Consider the following 21,427-nt stretch of genomic DNA (forward strand, 5'->3'; position numbering starts at 1 on the left):
CCGGCACAGGAGAGAACGGACACCAATGTCTACTCTGGAAATCAAGGACCTGCACGTCTCGATCGACACGGAGCAGGGCACCAAGGAGATCCTCAAGGGCGTCACCTTGACGATCAAGACCGGCGAAACGCACGCCATCATGGGCCCCAACGGGTCCGGCAAGTCCACGCTGGCCTCCACCATCGCGGGCCACCCGCGATACAAGGTCACCTCCGGCGAGATCCTGCTCGACGGCGAGGACGTGCTCTCGATGAGCGTCGACGAGCGTGCCCGCGCGGGGTTGTTCTTGGCCATGCAGTACCCGGTCGAGGTGCCGGGCGTGACCATGACGAACTTCCTGCGCACCGCGAAGACGGCGATCGACGGCACAGCACCGAGCCTGCGCCACTGGACCAAGGACGTCAAGGCTGCCATGGCCGACCTGAAGATCGACGCGGACTTCGCCAGCCGCAACGTCAACGAGGGCTTCTCCGGCGGCGAGAAGAAGCGCGTGGAGATCCTCCAGCTGGAACTCTTCAAGCCGCGGTTCGCCATCCTCGACGAGACGGATTCCGGTCTCGACGTCGACGCACTGAAGGTCGTTTCCGAGGGTGTCAACCGCGCCGCGGAGAACAACGAGATGGGCACGCTGCTCATCACGCACTACACCCGCATCCTGCGCTACATCAAGCCGGACTTCGTGCACGTTTTCGTCGACGGCGCCATCGCCGAGCAGGGCGGCCCGGAGCTTGCCGACCGTCTCGAGGACGAGGGCTACGACCGCTTCATGGCTGTGAAGGCCTAGCCATGACCGCGGAGAACAACGTTGCACAGGGCGCCGCCCAGGCGCCGCTCGAGGATGTCGAAGAGGCGCTCAAGGACGTCATCGACCCCGAGCTCGGGGTCAACGTGGTCGACCTTGGCCTGCTCTACGGTCTCAAGTACGCCGAGGACGGTGCGCTGCTCATCGATATGACGCTAACGACGGCGGCGTGCCCCCTGACGGACGTCATCGAGGAGCAGGTCAGCCAGTCGGTCAGCGGTGTCGTGGACGAATACCGCCTGAACTGGGTCTGGATGCCGCCGTGGGGTCCGGAACGGATCACCGACGACGGCCGCGACCAGATGCGGGCGCTCGGCTTCAACATCTAACGCCACCTGCGGAAAATCCAAACGACGCAAGCAGCCGGTCCACCCCGTGGGCCGGCTGCTTGCGTCGGCTCCCGGGGCCCTCGCTAGGGCTGGTCCAGGTCGTTGGACTCGAGGGTGTTGCATTCGTTGATGTCCCCCGTGCGGTAGCCGTGCATGAACCACGTCTGACGCTGGGCGCTGGAGCCGTGGGTCCAGCTCTCGGGGTTGACCTGGCCCGTGGCGGACTCCTGGATGCGGTCGTCGCCCACGGCCTCCGCCGCCGACAGCGCGGATCGCAGGTCCTCCTGCGTGAAGGGGTCCATCAGCGGCTGGCCTGCTGCATCTGTCGTTTCCGCCGCGTGGGCCGCCCAGAGCCCGGCGAAGCAGTCCGCCTGCAACTCCACGCGGACGGCTCCGGACGTCGGTCCCGTGCCGCCCTGCTGCGAGGCGGCCAGCGTGCCGATGTGGTTCTGGATGTGGTGCCCGTACTCGTGCGCCACGACGTACTCCTCGGCCAGGAATCCGCCGTCGGCACCGAACCGCGTTTCGAGATCGTCGAAGAACCCGGTGTCGAAGTAGGCCGAGCGGTCGGCCGGGCAATAGAACGGCCCGACGGCGCTCGTCGCCGTGCCGCATCCCGTCGAGACGCTTTCGGAGAACAGTTCCACGCCGGGCTGTTCCACCTCCTCGTCGTATTGCTGGAGGTAGGGCACCCAAAACGCGTCCAGGCTGGCGGTGGTCGCCAGGATGCGGCAGTCGATGCGCGCATTCGCGTCGGCACCCGTCTTGCACTCGTCGATGGCGGCCGGCCCGGTGGGTTGTTCCTGCGTCTGCCCGCCGCCGAGGCCGAGTTCCTCGAGAACGGCGGGATTGATCCCCAGAAAGCTGGCGATGAGCAGAACCAGGATCCCGCCACCGCCCACGGCGATCTTCCCGCCCCGGCCGCGGGAGTCGCGGACACGGGAGGAATCCAGACGCGCGTCGTCGTTGAAACTCATGGCAAGAGACTACTCCCGGGACCGTGATTGGGGTCACTGGAGCGGGTAGGCGGTCCGCGCGCGTACAATGGGTAGTTGCGTTGTACGCGCTGCACCCCCACCCGAAAGGTTCCCCGTGATTTCCGTTGCCGACCTGGAGCTCCGCGCCGGAGCCCGCCTCCTGATGGACGGCGTGTCCTTCCGGATCGACAAGGGCGACAAGATCGGGCTGGTGGGCCGCAACGGGGCCGGCAAGACAACGATGACGCGCGTGTTGGCGGGGGAAAGCCTTCCCGCCGGGGGCACGGTCACCTCGACCGGGAGCGTCGGCTACCTCCCGCAGGATCCCCGCACCCCCGACATGGAACAGCTGGCGCGCGACCGCATCCTCTCCGCGCGCGGGCTGGACGTCGTCGTCGGCAAGCTCAAGAAGTGCCAGGACGAGATGGGCAGCGACGATCCGCAGATCCGCGACAAGGCCATGAACCGGTACGACCGGATCGAGGCCGAGTTCATGGCGAACGGCGGCTACGCGGCGGAGTCCGAGGCCGCGGCGATCTCCAACAACCTGTCGCTTCCGGAGCGACTGTTGAACCAGCCGCTGCGCACGCTGTCCGGTGGACAGCGCCGGCGCGTCGAGCTCGCGCGCATCCTGTACGCGGACGCGGAGACGCTCCTACTCGACGAACCGACCAACCACCTCGACGCGGACTCCATCGCGTGGCTGCGCGAGTTCCTGAGGGCGCACCAGGGCGGCCTGATCGTGATTTCGCACGACACCGACTTGCTGGAGGCGACGGTGAACAAGGTCCTGCACCTGGACGCCAACCGCGCGACGATCGACATCTACAACCTCGGGTGGAAGCGCTACCTCGAACAGCGTGAAACCGACGAGCGGGCCCGCAAGCGCGAGCGCGCCAACACCGAAAAGAAAGCCGGCACGCTCCTGGCCCAGGCCAATAAGATGAAGGCACGCGCCTCGGGCGCCTCCGCGGCGCAGAGCATGCTCAAGCGAGTGGACCGCCTGATGGGTGGGCTCGAAGAGGTCCGTGCGCAGGACCGCGTGGCAGCGCTCCGCTTCCCGGATCCGGCACCGTGCGGCAAGACCCCCATGATGGCCGAGGGGTTGAGCAAGTCCTACGGATCCCTGGAGATTTTCACCAACGTGGACCTGGCCATCGACCGCGGCTCCAAGGTGGTCATCCTGGGCCTCAACGGCGCCGGCAAGACCACCTTGTTGCGCATGCTCGCCGGGGTGGCCGAACCGGACACGGGACGGATCATCCCGGGTCACGGCCTCAAGGTCGGCTACTACGCGCAGGAGCACGAGACGCTGGACACGGAGCGGAGCGTGTTGGAGAACATGCGTTCGGCTGCCCCGCCGTCGTTGGGCGACGCGGAGGTGCGTGGCATCCTCGGTTCGTTCATGTTCAGCGGCGACGACGTCAACAAGCCCGCCGGCGTGCTGTCCGGCGGCGAGAAGACGCGCCTCGCGCTGGCCACCATCGTGGCATCCAGCGCGAATATCCTGCTGTTGGACGAGCCCACCAACAACCTCGACCCGGCGAGCCGTGCGGAGATCCTCAATGCGCTTAGCAACTACCCGGGCGCCGTCGTCATGGTTAGCCACGACGAGGGCGCGGTGGCGGCGCTGAACCCCGAACGCGTCGTGCTGCTTCCCGACGGCGACGAGGACCTCTGGAACGACAGCTACCTCGACCTCGTTACCCTGGCCTAGCAACGCGACTGGAGCGGCCTCCTGCCCGAGTGCGGGAGGCTACCGCTCGCGTCCGCTCTCGAGGGCGTCCACGTAGGCGTCCTCGAGCTCCTCGTCCGTGGGCTGGCCGTCGCGGCGCCTGGTCTGCCGGCGGCGGGGTGCCCGGTAGGCCGAATGCAGGACCTCGAGACCGGCGGCGGCCGCCTCGGCTTCCGCCTCGCGGTCCTCGCGGTTGATCCGTGCCTGCTGCTTCGCCGCGTACCCGAGGCCGATGAAGCCCAGGACGGCGAACGCGAACCACTGCAGGGAGTAGGACAGGTGGTTTCCCTCGTCCACCTCGGGCCGGGGAAGGGCCGTCGGGGCATCGGCCGGTGCCGGTTCCTCCGCGGCGAGCACGCCGAACGCGCCCTTGGCGATGTCGTAGCCCAGGACCCGCTCGAGCTCGGTCAGTTCGATCGAAGCCAATTGGCCCTCGGGGGCCGTCCGCTGGACGTCCGGCTCCCCGGCCTTAAGGCGCGCGACGACGTCCACCGTGCCCCGCGGGGGAGCGGGGACGGCGTCCGGCCTTCCGGCCGTTTCGTTTCCGATGGGCAGCCAGCCGCGGTTGATGGCCACGATCGCGCCGGATTCGGTGCGGAAGGGGACCAGCACCTCGTAGCCGGGCGCGCCGGACAGGGGACGATTGCGCACGATCGTGGTGTCCGCGGTCAGGTATTCGCCGCGCAGCGCGACGGGAAGCCACGTGTCCGCCTCGTCGAGCGTTTCAAAGGATCCGGCCGTGTCGGAGAACGGAACGGGTACGGCGTCGTAGTTGGCTTCGACCAGCCCGTTGTCCGCACGGGCCTCGTCCAGGCGGTTCATCTGCCAGTTGCCCAGTCCCGCGCAGGCCGCCGCAAAAACGCAGACCATCAGGAACCAACCGAGCCACCGGGTGCTGGCGAGGAAACGGTACACGGGCTAGGACTCCTGGGCTGGGGCGGGCGGATCGAGCGGCAGCGACTCCCTATAGAGCCCCCGCTCCGAAAGGTAGCTGCCCAACCATTCGGCGTGACCGTCGCAGGCCAGCCAGATTTTCCGCCGTTCTGGCGTGTGGATCCGCGGGTTGTTCCACAGGAGTTGCCGAGTGGCCGGCAGCCCGCAGGCCTTCCGCGAGCAGGTCGGCGTCTCCGGCCCGGTCGCTCCCGCCAACTGGTCGAACAGGCTCATGCGGCGTCTCCTTCGGATCGGTGGCGCGGATCGTCTTCGACAAACTCGCCCTCGAGGGTCACAGTGGTGTCGTCGTCCGGCGTGTCCTCGGCGTACCCGGTTGGGTTGGCGCCGCCGTCGTTCGACCCGTCGGCGTGGTGCGGGGACCCGGCGGCCGGGCCGTCCAAAGCCGCGGCCGGAGCCGCGTCCAGAAGCGAGGTGCTCTTGGTTTGCCGTGTCCGGTCGGCGCCCCCGTTGGCCACGACCACGGCGAACCAGGGCAGGAAGATGGCTCCGGCGAGGAAAACCCACTGCAGGGGCCCAGACGTGAAGAACGCCGCGATGAAGCAGACCAGCCGGATGCTCATGGAAATGGTGTATTTCACCAAGCGGGTGCGCATCTCGGAGGAATGCGACTCGGTGGCGTCCGTGATGCTGAACACGGGCTCGTCCGGATCGTGGCGTCGGTGCTGCATGTGCGGTGGGTTGGTCATGGCTCTTCCGTCGGCTTGTGCCCCAATTGTCTCACCCGGGCCCGGCGGGGGACGAACCGGCCGAGGGCGCCCGGCGGTAGGATGGCTCAGAATCCAGCCATACCCCTTTCGGAGGAAACCCATGCCGCAGACCCCTTCCGCCCCGCGCAGCGTCTTGATCACGGGAGGGAACCGCGGAATCGGCCTGGCCATCGCCCGTGCGTTCCTGGCCAACGGCGACAAGGTGGCCATCACCTACCGCAGCGGCGAGGTGCCCGAGGGCCTGTTCGGAGTGAAGGCGGACGTCACGGATACGGCATCGATCGATGCCGCGTTCACGGCCGTCGAGCAGGAGCACGGCCCCGTGGAGGTCGTCGTCGCCAATGCCGGCGTCACGCGGGACATGCTTTTGCTGCGCATGAACGAGGATGACTTCACGTCCGTCATCGACACCAACCTGACCGGTGCCTTCCGCGTGATCAAGCGCGCGTCGAAGGGCATGATCCGGTTGCGCAAGGGCCGCGTGGTGATGATTTCCTCGGTGGTCGGCCTCTACGGGTCACCGGGGCAGATCAACTACGCCGCGTCCAAGGCAGGCTTGGTGGGCATCGCCCGGTCGCTGACGCGCGAGCTGGGATCGCGGGGAATCACCGCCAATGTCGTCGCTCCCGGCTTCATCAACACGGACATGACCGCGGCGCTGCCGGACGAGACGCAGAAAAACTACCTTGCGGGCATCCCCGCCGGTCGATTCGCGGAACCGGAGGAGGTTGCCAACGTCGTGCGCTGGATCTCCTCGGACGAGGCCGCATACATCTCCGGCGCGGTGATTCCGGTCGACGGCGGGCTCGGCATGGGGCACTAGCCCCTCCGGTTACCCGGAATTCCTTAGAGGATTCCTACAACCGCGACCGCCTCGGGGGCTGGCAAGATGGTCCTAGGCGTCCGTTCCGTGTGGGCGCAATTGAAGCATCCCCACTACGGCGTACCCCGCCGCACAACACTTAGGAGTGTTTGATGACAGAGCTCGCCGGCAAATCGGCCGTCGTAACAGGTTCCTCCCGCGGTATCGGCGCGGAGGTCGCCAAGACGCTGGCCGCGCAAGGCGCGGGAGTCGTCATCAACTACCGCCAGAAGGCCCCGCGCGCAAACAAGGTGGTACAGGGCATCGTGGAGGCGGGCGGCCGGGCCGTGGCCGTCGGCGCCGACTTGACCACCGCGGAGGGCGCCGGCGCCCTGGTGGAAGCGGCCACGGAGAACTTCGGCGGCCTGGACATCCTGGTTCTCAACGCCTCCGGGGGCATGGAATCCGGCATGGGGGAGGACTACGCCCTGCGCCTGAACCGGGACGCGCAAGTCAACATGCTCGAGGCGGCGGCCGCGAAGATGCCAGCGGGTTCGCGCGTGGTCTTCGTGACCAGCCACCAGGCCCACTTCATCGACGATGTGGCCACCATGGACGCCTACGAGCCGGTGGCCCGCTCCAAGCGCGCCGGCGAGGTTGCGCTGCGTGATCACATCCCGGCCCTTTCCGAAAAGGGCATCTCCCTGGTGGTTGTCTCCGGGGACATGATCGAGGGAACGATCACCGCGACCCTGTTGGACCGCGCGGAGCCCGGTGCCATCGAGGCGCGACGGGAGGCGGCCGGCAAGCTGTACAGCGTCGAGGAGTTCGGCGCCGAAGTCGCGCGCATGGCCACGGCCGATGTCGAGACGGGACACACCGAATACGTCGGCGGCGCCGGCGACTTCCTCAAGAAGTAGGCGTTTGCGCCAGCGGCCCCCAGGCTACGGAGATCCAGAAGGATCCCCATAGCGTGGGGGCCGCTTTTGCCGTGCCTACGGCTTAGCGCCGCAGACCACCTTGTTCCACGGCTGGTAGGTCCACTTCAGGGTCTCCTTCGGGAGACTCGCCGCCGCCGAGGTGCGTTCGCGCGTGACGGTGACGGTGAAGCCCTTCTGTCCACCGGATTCCTCGGCGCAGTCCTCGGCTTCGTTGTAAACCGTCGTCGGGTTCTTCAGGTCGTAGTGCTCCGACGTCGTGGTCTTGACGTCCCACTTCTTGGTGCCCCAGAGGCGGGTGTGGACACGGTCGTCGACCCAGGCTTGGATCATCACGGCGTGGTCCGTGTTATTGCGCCATTTCATGTCGATGACGCCCTCCCAGATGGTCGCCTCCCGGCCCGCCGGGTAGCGGTCGAACCAACGGCTGTGCGGCTGGTGTTCGACGTCGTCCATCCCGGCGAGGAAGCCGGCGTTGAAAGTCTGGGTGGAGATCTGGGAAAGGCCGCCGCCGACCGCCTCGGAGGAGAACCCGTCCACGACCACGCCGGAGTTGAAGTAGCCGTTGGCCGTGGTGATGGGACCCAGCGTCTCGGAGAGCGAGAACGTCTCTCCGGGCAGGACCAGCACCCCGTTGACCCGTGCGGACCCCACACGCAGGTTCTTCGTGCGCACGGAGTCGTACTTCGGATACGGCGACGTGAAGTGGACAAGGCTGTCCTTGACGCCCAGTGCCTTTGCCTCGGCGGTGGTGAGTTCCGGTTGGGTGACGCTGAGTTCCAAGCTCGCGGTGCGGCTGGCGGTCGAGGCGGCCGTCAGGATCTTGGCGGCGAGGTCGGACGTGTCGACCCCCCGCCCCGGAACCGCAGGCACCACCGCAGGCCGTCCCCCGGACAAGACGATGCGCGCGTCCTTCGCCGTGGATCTCATGTCCGGATTCGTCTTGAGCAGGGCGTCGGCGAGCTCGGCGTTGTCCAGTTTCATGGTGACAGTGCGATCGGCGGCCGTGAAGGACGCGGCGGCCGCCAGGTCCGCCGGCGCCAACGCCGCACGTAGGTTGCCGGCCCTGATGGTGACGGGGCCGGCAACGAGCGGCCGTGCCTGGTCCTTCAGGACCGCCGCGTATGCCTCCGCAGGGATCGCCGGCTCCGTGGTTTCGGCCGGTAGGGCGATGGGGTTGCTGGCATCGAACCAGGCGGCGGACACCGCATCCGCGGCACCATCGGTTTCGACGGTCGACCCGGGTTCGGGCTCCGTGACCTCTGGCTTGGCGCCCTTGAAGGCGATCTCGCCCTCGATCGGGTCGCTGTCGAGTCTCGTCGCGGCCGACTGGACCGCGGTTCGCAGCGCGGATTCGTCGACGGTTAGGACCGGGGCCAGCGGTCCGCCGCCGGTGACGCGGTGCCATAGCACCTCGGGATCCAAGCTGAAACCGGTCTGTTCCGCGAGGGTCGCGGGGATGTCGAGGACCAAGCCTGCCGACTGCGGGTCGATCGTGGCCGATCGCCCACCGGCCGTGACGGCGATGTCCCGCTCCGCGATCGGGACGAGTTCCTCCCGCAGCGTTTGGGCGGCGCGATCGGCGTCCAGGCCGCCGATGTCCACGCCGTGGACGCTGGTGCCCGCGGGAACCTGGCCACCCAAAAACCACGCGCCGCCGGCGTACGCGGCGGCGAGAAGCACGACGGCGGAGCCGCCCACGATCCATCCCGTGCCGCGACCGCCGCGCTTCGTTCCCCGCGCCTTCACCACTGTGTCATTCCGTTCCGTCCACGCCAGTGCCCTGCCAGGCACAAGCCACGGCATCAAGAATAGCCCGCCCGGCGCGCCGGAAAGCGGCGGCGAACCCCGTGCCGGCGCGGCCGTTGCGGGATCGTTGCGATTCAGATCCCGACGAGGTGCCGGACGACGTCCAGGCGGGGGAAGTCGATGGCGGCGCCGGCGCTGTCCCGCAATGCGGGTTTGGCGTTGTAGGCGACGCCGAGCCCGGCCGCCAGGACCATGTCCAGGTCGTTGGCGCCGTCGCCCACGGCGATGGTGTGCTCCAGGGGAATCCCCAGCGCGGCGGACCACTCGCGGAGCCGGGCCTCCTTCGCCGCGCGATCCACGACATCCCCGCGGACCGTGCCCGTTAGGCACCCGTCTTGGACCCCGAGGTCGTTCGCGGTGGCGAAATCGAGGCCCAGGTCCTCGGCGATCGGAGCCAGGACCTGAATGAAGCCGCCGGAGACGACCCCCACGGCGTGGCCGGCCGCGTGGAACGCATCCACGAGTTCGCGCGCGCCGGGGGAGAGCACGACGGCGGCGCGGACCGCGTCGATCACCCCGGCGTCGAGCCCCTTGAGGGTCGCGACGCGGGCGTGCAGGCTCTGCGCGAAGTCGAGTTCCCCGCGCATGGCCGCCTCCGTCACGGCCGCAACCTCGGCCTCCCGCCCGGCGTGCGCCGCGAGCAGTTCGATGACCTCCTGCTGGATGAGGGTCGAGTCCACATCCATGACCAGCAGGAGTTTGGGCGCGCCGGACAGGGCGGCGGGAACCACGGCCGCACCCGCGCCAATAGGGAAGGTCGGGGCCGCGGCGGAGACGGAGGCCCGCAGGGCCGTGACGTCGGCCCCGTCGACGCCGAGGCGGGCGCCACTGGAGCCGGCGTCCGAGAACGGTTCGTGGCTGGAGATCGTGAATCCGGCGCGTGCGATGGCCTCCGCGAGGCCGGCGGGTTCCACGCCGTCGGGGCCGGAGTGGGCCGCCTGGGTTTCCCGGGGGGCGTAGTGGACGACGAAAGCTGATCTGTGCATGTGGCGATTCTCCCGCCTGCCGGGACGGCTACGCGAATCGTGACGGCCGAAACCAGTGCCCCTCCGGCCCGGCGTTTGGTTGTTTCGGCGGCCACTGGCTTAGTGTTTTCCCCATGAGTGAAGTGCTGGGTTTCGCCGGCGTCAACGTGGTCCGTGGGCGCAAGAGGCTGTTGAGGGACGTCGACTGGCAGGTCAGGGACGGCGAACGCTGGGTGGTCCTCGGTCCAAACGGCGCCGGCAAGACCACGCTGATGCAAATCGCGGCGACGCGGATGCACCCGACGTCCGGGCTGGCCGGGATCCTGGGGGAGGTCCTCGGGGCGGTGGATGTCTTCGAACTACGCCCGCGGATCGGGCTGTCCTCCGCGGCCCTGGCCAACCACATCCCCGAGCACGAAACGGTGCTCAACGTCGTCGTCACCGCGTCCTATGGCACCACCGGCCGATGGCGCGAGGAATACGAGCAGGTCGACGAGCGCCGCGCTTTCTCCCTCCTCCACGACTGGGGGATGTCCACCATGATCAACCGGCCTTTCGCGTCCCTAAGCGAAGGCGAGCGCAAGCGTGTCCAGATCGCCCGCGCCCTGATGACGGATCCGGAACTCCTGATTTTGGACGAGCCTGGGGCCGGTCTCGACCTCGCCGGGCGCGAGGACCTCGTCGCGCGCCTCGGTGAACTCGCGGCGGATGGCGACGCGCCCGCCATCGTCCTGGTGACGCACCACTTGGAGGAGGTGCCGCCGGGGTTCACGCACGCGCTGCTGCTGCGCGAGGGAGCCGTGGTCGCGGCGGGCCCGATCGACGAGACGCTCACCGAGGAAAACCTCGGCGCCGCCTTCGACATGCCGCTGAAGGTGGCCTCCGAGGGTGGACGCTACAGCGCCGTCGCGCGCCCCCGCGGCTGACGCGTAGCAGCCGTGGAGTTCTGGCGCGAGGCGCTCATTCTCATGGCCGGCCTGTGGGCCGGAACGATCAACACCATTGTGGGATCCGGATCCCTGGTGACCTTCCCGGTGCTCGTGGCGCTGGGCTACGCGCCGGTGAATGCGATCATTTCCAACGCCATGGGTCTCGTGGCCGGAGGGTTCTCCGGGGCCTGGGGCTACCGCCGCGAGGCGGCAAGCGTTCCGCGCACCCTGCTCAAGCTCCTGCCGGTCTCGCTGGTGGGCGGCCTGGCGGGCGCGTTCCTCCTGCTCCATCTGCCGGAAGAGGTCTTCGGCTACGTGGCGCCGGCCCTCATTCTGGTGGCGGTGCTGCTGGTGGTGTTCCAGCCCAAGCTGTCGCTGTGGGCCAAGCGCCGGCAGGCGCTGGAGCACGTGGACCCGCACGACGCCGACGCGCAGCGACTGCCACCGGTGCTGTTCGTGCTGGTGTTCCTCATCGGCATCTACGGGGGCTACTTCACGGCCGCCCAGGGAGTCCTGCTGATGGGTGTGCTCGGCGTCTTCTTCCACGGCTCCCTGCAGCAGTCCAACGCCATCAAGGTCATCTTGTCCCTGGCCGTTAACCTGATTGCCGCGTGCTCCTACCTGCTCTTCGCCTTCGGCCGGATCAACTGGCTGGTGGTTCTGCTGATCGCCGTCGGTTCCATGGTCGGCGGCCTGCTCGGGGCACGGATCGGACGCCGGCTGTCGCCGGTCTGGCTGCGCGGCGTGATCGTGGTCCTCGGCGTCGTCGCGCTGGCCACCATGATCGGGAAGCTGGTCAACGGCTGATGCCGATCGTCGAGCTGGAATCCTCCGAGGACCCCCGGGTGGCCGACTACGTGCGACTGAGCGACGCGGCGCTGCGCCAGCGGACGGACCCGCAGCGCGGACTGTACATCGCGGAGAGCTCCAAGGTGCTCAGGCGGGCGCTGGTCGCCGGTCACGTCCCCCGGTCCTTTTTCCTGGCGCCGAAATGGGTCGAGGGCCTCTCCGACATCCTCGACGCCCATCCGGAGGTGCCCGCCTTCGTTGGCGCCCCCGGCGTCCTCGAGGAGATCACCGGCTTCCACCTGCACCGCGGCGCGTTGGCTGCCATGAACCGTCCCGCCCCGCTAGGCGTCGCGGACCTCCTGCGGGGTGCCCGCCGGGTGGCCGTGTTGGAGGACATCGCTGACCACACGAATGTGAGTGGTTCCAAAGTACAAGGCTTGAATCGTGGTCCTGTTCGAGGACGATCACGGATCGCGGTGCTTGAGAACCTTACCGACCATACGAACGTAGGCGCGATTTTCCGCAGCGTCGCCGCCATCGGCGTCGATGCTGTGCTGGTCTCGCCCCAGTGCGCCGACCCGCTGTACCGGCGCTCCATCCGGGTTTCGATGGGCACGGTGTTCCAGGTCCCTTGGACCCGGATCGAGTCGTGGCCTGGAGACCTCGAGGTCCTCAAGGAAGCAGGCTACTTCCTGGCCGGCATGTCGCTCGGTGAAGGGGCTATCACGCTTGATGAGCTGGTAGCGCAGGACCCTCAGAACCTGGCGCTGGTCTTCGGCACCGAAGGGGAGGGGCTGAGACCAGAGACTGATCAGGTGCTCGACGCGCGGGTCACAATTCCGATGATGAACGGGGTGGATTCGCTGAATGTTGCGGCGTCATCCGCGGTTGCCTTCTACGCGACGCGGTAGCGTCAGTGGCTACTAGCGCTGAAGCCGGGGCTGAGTCCATTCGAACCACAGAAGCCTATTGCCTGTTGTGAACCGCGGTCCGTCGATGTCCGCGTCACGGCTTCTCCTGACTATGATTGATTCGACGGGGGACCAACTTGCAGGGAGGGAACTATGAGAACCTCCACTAAGCAGGAGCTATCGGCGTTATCTCGGATGTTTTCGCCCGCCGTGATGCGGGAGCTCGGGAAGTCCGGGACCTCACCTCTTCTCGCGCGATTGCTGCGGGAAACAAGGCTGCCAGATGCCCTTCCCTGGGATGCGACGCTCGCGGACGCCTTTGAATTGGCATTCGCGACGCTGTGCAGGATGGGCAACCGTGACGATTACGTGTATCGGACAGCGATCACACAGAAGGTCGTATTGGGCAGGCATAGCCTGCGCACGGCTACGGTTTTAAATGAGGTTAGGGCCGGACGCTCAAAGGCTGATGTCGTGGTGCTCAATGGCACCGCCACGGCTTATGAGATTAAGTCCGAACGCGACTCTTTTCGACGATTACCGCAACAGCTCGCGGACTATTGTTCTGTTTTTGCGTCGGTCAACGTAGTAACGAGTCCAAATCAGGTGGAAGCTGTCCTGCAGATAGCTCCCAAAGATGTCGGTGTTCTCACACTCTCGTCGCGCTATCGGCTTCAAACCGTACGCAAAGCTGTTGACCGACCGGAACGCACATCACCGGTGGCGCTACTCGAGACTCTTCGCGTCGACGAGGCAGTTCAAGTACTTTCACTTCTTCGCATCTCGTACCCAGATGTTCCTAACACCCTACGATGGGGCATGCTTCGTGAAATCTTCGGCGGGCTGGAAGCAACAAGCGTCCATTCGAGTGTGGTTCGCGTCCTCAAATCCACGCGCTCATGCGCCGGACTCGAGCCGGTAGTAAAGCTGCTTCCCGTTCATCTCGCAGCAGCAGTCCTGTCGACAGACCCATCCCCTGCCGCGACTCGGAACCTGAGCACGGCGACGTGGCAACCGCTCACGTCCGTATTAGCTTGGAGTTAGGATCCGATGTATTACCCGTTCTTCCGTGGCAAGCAGTTTGAGCTCCTAGCGATCCGCGAGTCGGCGAAGGTGATCGCAGACGCAGGCTTTACTCCGATCATTGAACCTGTACGTCAGACACTCAGCGGCCTCCAACGAGCGCTCAAGGAACTAGTTGATCAGGGGGCTACGGCTGCGGTCATAATTAATCCGCGACACGGTGACCACAGGAACGGGGGTGATCATCTCGCAGCCGACCTTCGCGAGAACTATGGCGACAACGACGCGATCGCGCCGGCCATACTGTTGACCAGCGCGATGAGCTTGGAGGAGGCGTTAGCGAAGATCGCGTCCTACGAAGACCGGTCTCTCACCTTTGTTCATGCAGGCTTTACGGACGGAAAGGGTCTGGCCGCTAACCTGCCCCCCGGGGACTTCACCCACGTGTTCCTTGATGCTCGCAACACCCTTTACAGGCGGCCGTTCAAGGGCGGAAGACGGATTCTCGTGGAAGACGGATTCGAGCGCAAGAAGAACGCGGATTATGGTCCCATCGACCGCTTTTCGGACCTTCACGTCACTTTTGACGAACTGGGCGGTGATGGCTACGGAGATTTCCTGACCATTGGGGACCATTACGCCGAAGGCGGCGGCCCAGCTTATGCTGTAGCGATCCATCTGACTTTTATTGACCCTGAGCAAGACGACGCGATGTTCGTCTACCATTTCGTTTCCGACTCGAACGACACCCCTGTCGACCCAGCGGGTAAATTTGCCCAGGCGCTCGACAAGCTGATCCGGGAGGTGGACCGTGAGGGGTCCAAGGTTCTTAACACATCGGCGGTGCAAGAGTTCCGCGATCTTCACGCCCGAAGGCACTTCCCTGGCCTTGGTTTCGTAAAGAAATTGTCAATCAAGCATCATCTCGAGACACTCGCGGACTTTCAGGCAAATGGCTAGCCGGCGGTGTTGCGCGATCTGCTTTAGCGACCGCCTGATTCGTGAAGAACTCATCGCTCAGTGTGACCCCATTGACCAAACCTGCGACTATTGCGGCGCAGAGAATGTCGCATGCGTGGAACCGGATCGGCTCGGCCAGTGGTTCTCGACCCTCATGGCGACATATGAGGAAGTCGACGAGGGCAAACCAATCGTGCAACTCCTGGACGAGGAATGGGGATTTTTCCGGGACTCAGGACTTCGTCCGGCAGAAGCCAAAGACTTGCTCGCTGACGTGCTCGACGACGGCGAGCTGGTTCGCAGGCTATTCGTCCCCCTTCAACACTTTGACGGCGGCAACCTCAAGCGCTGGGAAGACTTGCGCGATGAGATGATGCACGTGAATCGGTGGTTCCTTGCCGAACCGATGGACATGGATCGAATCAAGGAGCTCCTAAGCCAGCTGATTGCGTCGCCATCCACCCTTAGCGATCTGAAATGGTATCGAGCCCGCCTCTTGGGTAGCGATGCGCCCTACGAGGTCCACGAAATGGGTGCACCACCACCTCGCCTTGCAGGACATGGACGCGCAAATCCCGCCGGCATTCCATACCTCTACCTCGGGTCGACTCGAGCCACTTCGGTAGCCGAGCTAAGGCCGCACACTGGAGAGCGAGCATGTGTAGCTGAGTTCCAGTTAGCGAAGCCCGATCTGAAACTTGCCGATCTTAGCCTTGATCCACCGACGGGCTCGGGTGGGGTAGGACGTCATTAATGAGGAGATGCCCGTCTTTTCAGGGAAAATTGGACTTACCACAGAACAAGTTTCCTGAATCAGAAGGGCATCTCGCAGGTGCAAGTTTCCCACAGTCCCTCCGCCGTGTCAGTTTCCTTCGACGAGCCCAACCTCGTGTCTGCCGCGGGGCTGGTGCCGATCCTCGGATTGGCCAGGGACGCGGGCTTGCGCGAACTGGCCGACGCGCGGCTCACTGTGCCCACGGACAAGGGCGCGAACGCCGGCTTGAAGGTCACCTCGCTGGTGGCCGGGATGACCGCCGGGGCGGATTCCATCGACGACATGGCAGTGCTGCGCCACGGCGGTACCAAACGGATCTTCAGCTCCGCCTATGCTCCCTCGACTCTGGGTTCGTTCCTGCGGTCCTTTACCTTCGGACACGTCCGCCAGATCGACGCGGTTGCCTCCCGCTTCCTGGTCAACCTCGCCGACAGGGCAGCACCACTGGGAAACCCCTCGGACCCCGGCTTCGTCTTCGTCGATGTCGACGACACGATCATCGAGGTCCACGGCTACCAGAAACAGGGATCGGGCTACGGCTACTCCGGGGTGCGGGGACTGAACGCCCTCCTGGCCACCGCCTCCACGAAGGACGCCGCCCCGATCGTTTTGGCCCAACGGTTGCGCAAGGGCGCGGCGAACTCGGCCCGCGGCGCCAGGCGGCTGGTTGCCGATGCCCTGTCCACGTTGGGGCGCATCCGTGAGGGGGCCCCGGTGCTCTGCCGCTTCGATTCGGCCTACTACGGCCACGCGCCGGTATCCGCCGCCCTGGCCGCCAGGGCCGATATCTCGGTAACCGTGCGCATGGACCAGGCAGTGAAACGCGCCATCGCCGGCATCGAGGACTCCGCGTGGACAACCATCGAATACACCGACGCGGTCTTCGACGAGGACGCCGGCGCCTGGATTTCCCGCGCGGAAGTCGCCGAAACATCCTTCACCGCGTTCACCTCCCGCAAGAAGGGCGAACAAGTCACCGGACGCCTCGTCGTGCGCCGCATACCCGAGCTGAACCCGCAATCCGGAGTCGGCCAGCCGACCCTGTTCCAGGCGCATCGGTTCCACGCGTTCTTCACCACCGTCACCAACGACGTTCTGGACACAGTCGCCGCGGATGCGGCCCACCGCAAACACGCCATCATCGAACAAGTCAACGCCGACCTGAAAAACAGTGCCCTGGCACACCTTCCATCCGGGCACTTCGGGGCGAACTCCGCCTGGCTGGCGCTGGCCGTAATGGCCTACAACCTCGCCCGGACCGCGGGCGTCCTGGCCGCTGGGAAGTTCACCAAAGCCAGGACCGCAACAATCCGGGCCAAGCTCGTCAACGTCCCGGCCCGAATCGCCTCCAGTGGCCGAAGAATCCGCTTACGCCTACCCGAGGCATGGCCCTGGCAATCGGCGTGGGAACGACTCTTCACCGCAGTGAACGCACCACCACAACCTTCCTGAAAACCGACCAGTCAGCCGTACCGCGGCACTACCGGAAAAACAACGTGGAACACCACCGGCAGCGAGGCCGGGACATCAACGACACCCAAAACCACGTAACTCAAAAGTTCACGTAAACGATCTATCACTCACCACGCATCGGTGGATCGAGGCTTAGGGATCCGCGAAGTCTGATTTCGCCGTTGTTCGGCGATGAAAGTCAAATGATCAAACTTCGCGCGGATCTGCCACTCCTGGAAAGGCTCGGTGACGAACTCACCCGCCCGGTTCACCCCCGAGGCGCACCTTATGAATACATCCCTACACAGTACCTATGCGAGTTCGTGAAGACGTGTGGCTTTCACGGCGTCATGTATCGGAGCTCTGTCAGTAGTGACGAAGGCGTCAATATCGCACTCTTTGACCCCAAGCTGGCAACAGCAACACACGTCGAAGAAGTCTCTGTTGAGCAGGTGAGCGTTCAGATCAGCGCACCCTCAAACGCTCACATCTGAGTTACTCACGAGTAGGTCGCCTAGACGCTCGAATGAACCCAAGCGGCTAGTCAACTGCTCCGGTACCCAGATCGACATCGTCGCCCACGGGACCATTGTTCCGCTCAAATTGTCGGGGAACGGGGCCCTTCTAGTGGTGGCGATCAAATATTGGAATTGTTCTGTTCCAAGCCGGCTCTTCGTAATCAGGGGTGCAGCGCTGGGCTGGGAACGCGGGGGTCCGGCGAATTCGTCGATCATGGGGCCGTGGCACAAGAACTTATTCGTCACCGAGTTCCGCAAGGGAAGCCGGGGACGCTCGCTCGCTTGCTAGCCGTCCAAGAAGCCAAGCTGTCGGTGACGGTCGAAAAGTAAGCCATAGTGACGGTTGAAAACTGAGCCACCCGTTCCAAACGATTGGGTGGGTGATCACAGTGGAGGATTGGGCGCTTATTCGGCGGTTGCATCTGGCCGAGGGTGAGTCGATGAGGTCGATAGCGGCGCGGTTGGGGATCTCTAGGAACACGGTTGCGAAGGCAGTCAGCGCGGACGGTCCGCCAACTTATGTCCGGTCGCCGCAGGACTCCGGGATCAAGGCTGTGGAACCGGCAATTCGTGCGCTGCTGCTGGAGAATCCGCGGATGCCGGCGACGGTGTTGGCTGAACGGGTGGGCTGGTCGGGGTCCGCGGCGTGGTTCCGGGAGAATGTGGCCCGGATCCGGCCCGAGTATGCCCCGGCTGATCCTGCTGACCGGATCTCTTACGATCCCGGGGATCAGGCGCAGTGTGATCTGTGGTTCCCGGAGGTCCGGATACCTGTCGGTGCCGGCAAGGCCAGGGTGTTGCCGGTCCTGGTGATGGTCTGCTCGCATTCACGGTTCATCATGGCCAGGATGATCCCGTCCCGGATGACCGGGGACCTGCTGGCCGGAATGTGGGAGCTGCTCGGATCCCTGGGCGCGGTTCCGCGGCGGTTGATCTGGGACAACGAAACCGGCATCGGCCGGCGGAACAGCTACGCCGCCGGAGTTGCGGCATTCGCCGGGGTCTTGGCGACCAGGGTCGTGCAGGTCAAACCCTACGATCCGGAGAGCAAGGGCGTGGTGGAGCGGGCCAACCAGTTCCTTGAGACTTCCTTCCTGCCGGGCCGGGTCTTCACCTCACCGGAGGACTTCAACACCCAGCTCGGCCAGTGGCTGCCGAAGGCCAACACCCGGCTGGTCAGGCGGACTGGCTCACGCCCGACGGATCTGCTCGCTGCGGACAAAGCGGCCATGCTGGCGCTGCCACCGGTTCCACCGGTTACCGGCTTGACCTCAAGGGTCCGGCTGCCGAGGGACTACTACGTCCGGATGGGATCTAACGACTACTCCGTCCACCCGCAGGCCATCGGCCGGTTCATCGATGTCACCGCGGACCTCGAAACCGTCACGATCAGCCTGGACGGCAGACCGGTCGGGACCCACCTGTCAATGGCCAATAGTTTGTGCCCATGGGCGGCCAGCAGAAATGCCCGCTGGTGGCCATGAAAACTGCCCACTCATGGCCACCAGATCTGCCCACCTGATGTTCGGTGGCGTTGGCCATGTTGGGGTCGGGGTTTAGTTCATTGGCGTGACTCCTTTTCCGGCCAAGGCCTGGCTGAGTCGGATTGAATCTCCTGATGTCTGGCAGACGTGGGCGTGGTGCAGCAGCCGGTCCACGGTTGCCGTTGCCAGGGTTTTAGGCATGAGCTCGTCAAAGCCGGCAGGATGCAAGTTTGAGGACACCGCGATAGACCGTTTCTCATAAGCGGCGTCGACGAGACGGTAGAGTCCCTCCGCCGCGTCAACGCCGACCGGCAAGAGGCCTATGTCATCGACCACCACCAGATCTGCGCGCAGGATCCGGGCGACGACTTTGGTGACGCTGTCATCGGAACGGTGGGCGCGCATGAGAGCGCCGAGGTCCTCGAGGCGGAACCAAGCGACCCGCAGTCCGGCTTCGACGGCCTGCTGCCCGAGGGCTTCGAGGAAGAATGTCTTGCCCGTGCCGGAGGGGCCGCAGATCACGACGTTCTCCTTCCTTCCGATCCATTCCAGCGTCCGCAGCGCCTGCTGCGTCGGCGTGGGGATCGAGGATGCGGCGGGGTCCCAGGTGTCGAAGGTTTTCCCGGTCGGGAAGCCCGCGGCCTTGCGCCTGGCGGCAAGCATGGAGCGGGATCGACCGGCGACTTCCTCGACGAACAGGGCCTTGACGACCTCGGCCGGTTCCCAGCGCTGGGCGCGGGCAGTCGCGATCAGCTCCGGCGCCAAAGCCCGCGCGTGGGGCATCTTCAGCTGCCGCATCAGCGCCTCCAGCTCCGCCGGCAAGGCCGGTGCGGTGACCGGGACCGGACTCATGCGCTTTCCTCCAGAACGGCGGCGGCCTCGGCGGTTGCGGGTGGCTGGCCGATGGCTGCCCACCCTGCGGTGCCTTGGGTGAGTGACTGGGTTTCCCTGGCGGCATGGGTGGTGGTGCGTGAACCCGCTGCGTTCAGGATCGAGGTGAGGTCCTTGTTCGCGAAGCGGCCATGGATGGCCGCGGTTCCCAACGCGTGATCGACTTCGGACTGCCCGGCGATCTTGGCCAGGGCGACGGCTTCGGCCATCTTCACGTTCATCCGTGCCGTCCCGGCGGCTGCGGCCTCGAGCAGCCAGGTCCGGGCGCCGTCCCCGATCGCGAGGAACTCCGCCTCCGCGGCCGTCCGGGCCTTCGCTGTGTAGTCGCCAGGGATCCTGGGCCGGTGGTCCGGGAAGTGGGCGTCGTTGATCGCCGGGCTGCCGGGCCGGGCGCGCCGGTGCCGGGCGACTTCCACCGGGCCCTGGCTGCCGTGGTGGACGACGATGACCTGTTCATCGGGTCCGGCGCCGTGGGATCGGACGAACACCCCCGCGCCGAGCAGATACGCCGGGACGGAGTACTGACCGTTCTCGAAGGTGACCATCGGCGTGTTCTCCGGGACGGACCGGGAGAGGCCGAACGCGACCGTGTGCGCGGTGTCCGGGATGCGGTGCAACCGTGGCGCTTCCTCGGTCAGCATCGCGGCGGGTTTTCGGCGGGTAGCGCGGTGCTCACGGTGGTTGACCTCATCCATGAAGCCCTGGCACGCCGCCTCGATCTCGGCGAAGGAAGCGTATTCGGGGCGCAGGTTGGTGTCCTTGGGCACGATGTCGGCCTTGGCGAGTTTCACCGAGGACTCCACGCCGCCCTTGGACGCGGGATCAGCCGGCTGGCAGGTCAGGACCGTCACGCCGTAATGGCGGGCGAACTCGACCGTCTGCTGGTTACGGACAGGGACCCCGGCGACGTGGGAAACGGTGACCGTTTTCTCGTTGTCGGTGAGGACGTAGGTTGGGGCGCCGCCCACGACACGGAACGTGCGGTCCAGCGCCGCGAACACACTCGGCGCCGTCCGGTCCCGCAGGACGATCACGACCCGGAACCGGGACCACGCCAGCCATGCCACGAACAACACGGTCTTCTTGCCCTCGATCACTGGGCCGTCGCCGAAATCGTACTGGATCCACTGACCAGGTTCGGTCACCCAGGGGCGGTGCACCCGGACGTGGCCGAGCCGCCAGGCGGCGCGGACCTGCGCGACTGCCCGGCGGGTCGAGCGTTCCGAACCCTCGTAACCGAGGGCACGGAGTTTCTCGTGGGCTTTATCGGCTCGGATCTTGCCCTTGGAAGCCTCGATCCATTCCTCGATCTTGGGCAGGAACGCATCAGTGACCCGGCCCCGGTAGGCCGGCTCGGCGATCGGCTGACCGGCGTCCCGGGCAGCGACGTGCCGGGCGACCGTGTGGTGCGAGCAGCCGGTGAGTTCCGCGGCGGCGCGCAACGAACCCGTCAGATCATACGCAGCAAGTATTTCCATGATTTCTCCGTCAAACTTCATTAGGGCCTCTTCCCGGGCGACTTTGGTGCGACTAGACACCGTTATCAAACCCCGGGAAGAGGCTCCCGCCGCTTAAGCAGCAGGGCTACGTCAAAGAAGTGGGCAGATCTCACGGCCACCAACGGGCAGTTTCCATGGCCGTCAGTGGGCAGTTCCGTGGCCGCCTATGGGCAGTTTT

21 protein-coding genes and 1 pseudogene are annotated in these 21,427 nt (G+C 65.7%); 14 read left to right on the forward strand and 8 right to left on the reverse strand.

The window, feature by feature from the left end:
• Positions 1 to 25 precede the first annotated feature (25 nt).
• Together sufC and AC0QSG_RS02375 are read left to right on the forward strand one after the other, a co-directional pair.
• The gene (sufC, locus tag AC0QSG_RS02370) at positions 26 to 784 is read left to right on the forward strand and encodes a Fe-S cluster assembly ATPase SufC (RefSeq protein ID WP_435726081.1); all 759 of its coding nucleotides are present in this window, start codon (positions 26 to 28) and stop codon (positions 782 to 784) included.
• Positions 785 to 786: 2 nt separating this feature from the next.
• Positions 787 to 1,131 (forward strand): metal-sulfur cluster assembly factor, encoded by a 345-nt coding sequence (locus tag AC0QSG_RS02375; protein ID WP_435726082.1) that lies wholly within the window; start codon positions 787 to 789, stop codon positions 1,129 to 1,131.
• A gap of 83 nt (positions 1,132 to 1,214) precedes the next feature.
• On the opposite strand, the gene ypfJ is transcribed toward AC0QSG_RS02375, so the two are convergent.
• A complete protein-coding gene (gene ypfJ, locus AC0QSG_RS02380) occupies positions 1,215 to 2,108 on the reverse strand; it encodes a KPN_02809 family neutral zinc metallopeptidase (protein WP_475376527.1) in 894 nt (297 codons plus the stop codon).
• 115 nt (positions 2,109 to 2,223) lie between these two features.
• Here ypfJ and AC0QSG_RS02385 point away from each other — a divergent pair, with 115 nt between their 5' ends.
• Complete coding sequence (locus AC0QSG_RS02385; RefSeq protein WP_435726084.1) at positions 2,224 to 3,825, forward strand: ABC-F family ATP-binding cassette domain-containing protein; 1,602 nt, start codon at positions 2,224 to 2,226, stop codon at positions 3,823 to 3,825.
• Positions 3,826 to 3,864: 39 nt separating this feature from the next.
• On the opposite strand, the gene AC0QSG_RS02390 is transcribed toward AC0QSG_RS02385, so the two are convergent.
• Genes AC0QSG_RS02390 through AC0QSG_RS02400 form a run of 3 tightly spaced genes read right to left on the reverse strand, consistent with a single transcriptional unit; the run spans position 3,865 to position 5,483 of the window.
• Entirely contained in the window at positions 3,865 to 4,758 is an 894-nt protein-coding gene (locus AC0QSG_RS02390) for an SURF1 family cytochrome oxidase biogenesis protein (RefSeq protein WP_475376528.1), read from the reverse strand.
• 3 nt (positions 4,759 to 4,761) lie between these two features.
• On the reverse strand, positions 4,762 to 5,010 hold the full coding sequence (locus tag AC0QSG_RS02395; protein WP_475376529.1) for a hypothetical protein: 249 nt from the start codon (positions 5,008 to 5,010) through the stop codon (positions 4,762 to 4,764).
• Complete coding sequence (locus tag AC0QSG_RS02400) at positions 5,007 to 5,483, reverse strand: DUF3099 domain-containing protein (RefSeq protein ID WP_475376530.1); 477 nt, start codon at positions 5,481 to 5,483, stop codon at positions 5,007 to 5,009. Before AC0QSG_RS02400 ends, AC0QSG_RS02395 begins: the two co-directional genes overlap by 4 nt.
• 121 nt (positions 5,484 to 5,604) lie before the next feature.
• Here AC0QSG_RS02400 and AC0QSG_RS02405 point away from each other — a divergent pair, with 121 nt between their 5' ends.
• Both AC0QSG_RS02405 and AC0QSG_RS02410 read left to right on the forward strand, forming a co-directional pair.
• Positions 5,605 to 6,327, forward strand: a complete 723-nt coding sequence (locus AC0QSG_RS02405; RefSeq protein ID WP_475376531.1) for a beta-ketoacyl-ACP reductase — start codon at positions 5,605 to 5,607, stop codon at positions 6,325 to 6,327.
• A gap of 152 nt (positions 6,328 to 6,479) precedes the next feature.
• Positions 6,480 to 7,226 carry an SDR family oxidoreductase gene (locus AC0QSG_RS02410; RefSeq protein ID WP_475376532.1) on the forward strand — a complete coding sequence of 249 codons (747 nt, stop codon included), beginning with the start codon at positions 6,480 to 6,482 and terminating at the stop codon, positions 7,224 to 7,226.
• Positions 7,227 to 7,301: 75 nt separating this feature from the next.
• On the opposite strand, the gene AC0QSG_RS02415 is transcribed toward AC0QSG_RS02410, so the two are convergent.
• Positions 7,302 to 8,996, reverse strand: a complete 1,695-nt coding sequence (locus AC0QSG_RS02415; protein WP_475376533.1) for a VanW family protein — start codon at positions 8,994 to 8,996, stop codon at positions 7,302 to 7,304.
• A gap of 131 nt (positions 8,997 to 9,127) precedes the next feature.
• Complete coding sequence (gene serB / locus AC0QSG_RS02420) at positions 9,128 to 10,039, reverse strand: phosphoserine phosphatase SerB (RefSeq protein WP_475376534.1); 912 nt, start codon at positions 10,037 to 10,039, stop codon at positions 9,128 to 9,130.
• Between the two features lie 113 nt (positions 10,040 to 10,152).
• Between serB and AC0QSG_RS02425 the strand changes: the two genes are divergently transcribed.
• The 9 genes and pseudogenes from AC0QSG_RS02425 to istA (AC0QSG_RS02465) all read left to right on the forward strand — a co-directional run.
• The gene (locus tag AC0QSG_RS02425) at positions 10,153 to 10,944 is read left to right on the forward strand and encodes an ABC transporter ATP-binding protein (protein WP_475376535.1); all 792 of its coding nucleotides are present in this window, start codon (positions 10,153 to 10,155) and stop codon (positions 10,942 to 10,944) included.
• A 42-nt stretch (positions 10,945 to 10,986) separates the two neighbouring features.
• The gene (locus AC0QSG_RS02430) at positions 10,987 to 11,754 is read left to right on the forward strand and encodes a sulfite exporter TauE/SafE family protein (RefSeq protein WP_475377262.1); all 768 of its coding nucleotides are present in this window, start codon (positions 10,987 to 10,989) and stop codon (positions 11,752 to 11,754) included.
• Positions 11,754 to 12,647, forward strand: coding sequence for a TrmH family RNA methyltransferase (locus AC0QSG_RS02435; protein WP_475376536.1), 894 nt, complete (start codon positions 11,754 to 11,756; stop codon positions 12,645 to 12,647). Before AC0QSG_RS02430 ends, AC0QSG_RS02435 begins: the two co-directional genes overlap by 1 nt.
• A gap of 153 nt (positions 12,648 to 12,800) precedes the next feature.
• Positions 12,801 to 13,691 carry a sce7726 family protein gene (locus tag AC0QSG_RS02440; RefSeq protein WP_475376537.1) on the forward strand — a complete coding sequence of 297 codons (891 nt, stop codon included), beginning with the start codon at positions 12,801 to 12,803 and terminating at the stop codon, positions 13,689 to 13,691.
• Positions 13,692 to 13,697: 6 nt separating this feature from the next.
• Positions 13,698 to 14,630: a sce7725 family protein gene (locus AC0QSG_RS02445; RefSeq protein WP_475376539.1), complete on the forward strand. Its 933-nt coding sequence runs from the start codon at positions 13,698 to 13,700 to the stop codon at positions 14,628 to 14,630.
• A 115-nt stretch (positions 14,631 to 14,745) separates the two neighbouring features.
• Positions 14,746 to 15,384, forward strand: a complete 639-nt coding sequence (locus tag AC0QSG_RS02450) for an RES family NAD+ phosphorylase (protein ID WP_475376540.1) — start codon at positions 14,746 to 14,748, stop codon at positions 15,382 to 15,384.
• A 78-nt stretch (positions 15,385 to 15,462) separates the two neighbouring features.
• A complete protein-coding gene (locus tag AC0QSG_RS02455; protein WP_475375142.1) occupies positions 15,463 to 16,857 on the forward strand; it encodes an IS1380 family transposase in 1,395 nt (464 codons plus the stop codon).
• 203 nt (positions 16,858 to 17,060) lie between these two features.
• The gene (locus AC0QSG_RS02460; protein WP_475376541.1) at positions 17,061 to 17,351 is read left to right on the forward strand and encodes an RES family NAD+ phosphorylase; all 291 of its coding nucleotides are present in this window, start codon (positions 17,061 to 17,063) and stop codon (positions 17,349 to 17,351) included.
• 413 nt (positions 17,352 to 17,764) lie between these two features.
• Positions 17,765 to 18,796: pseudogene (gene istA, locus AC0QSG_RS02465) on the forward strand (IS21 family transposase); the annotation flags it as partial.
• Between the two features lie 135 nt (positions 18,797 to 18,931).
• Here the strand turns inward: istA (AC0QSG_RS02465) and istB are convergent.
• Both istB and istA (AC0QSG_RS02475) read right to left on the reverse strand, forming a co-directional pair.
• Entirely contained in the window at positions 18,932 to 19,711 is a 780-nt protein-coding gene (gene istB / locus AC0QSG_RS02470) for an IS21-like element helper ATPase IstB (RefSeq protein WP_435728490.1), read from the reverse strand.
• Positions 19,708 to 21,249, reverse strand: coding sequence for an IS21 family transposase (gene istA, locus AC0QSG_RS02475; protein WP_475375124.1), 1,542 nt, complete (start codon positions 21,247 to 21,249; stop codon positions 19,708 to 19,710). Before istA (AC0QSG_RS02475) ends, istB begins: the two co-directional genes overlap by 4 nt.
• Positions 21,250 to 21,427: the final 178 nt, after the last annotated feature.

The organism is Arthrobacter sp. LT660, from assembly GCF_056172845.1.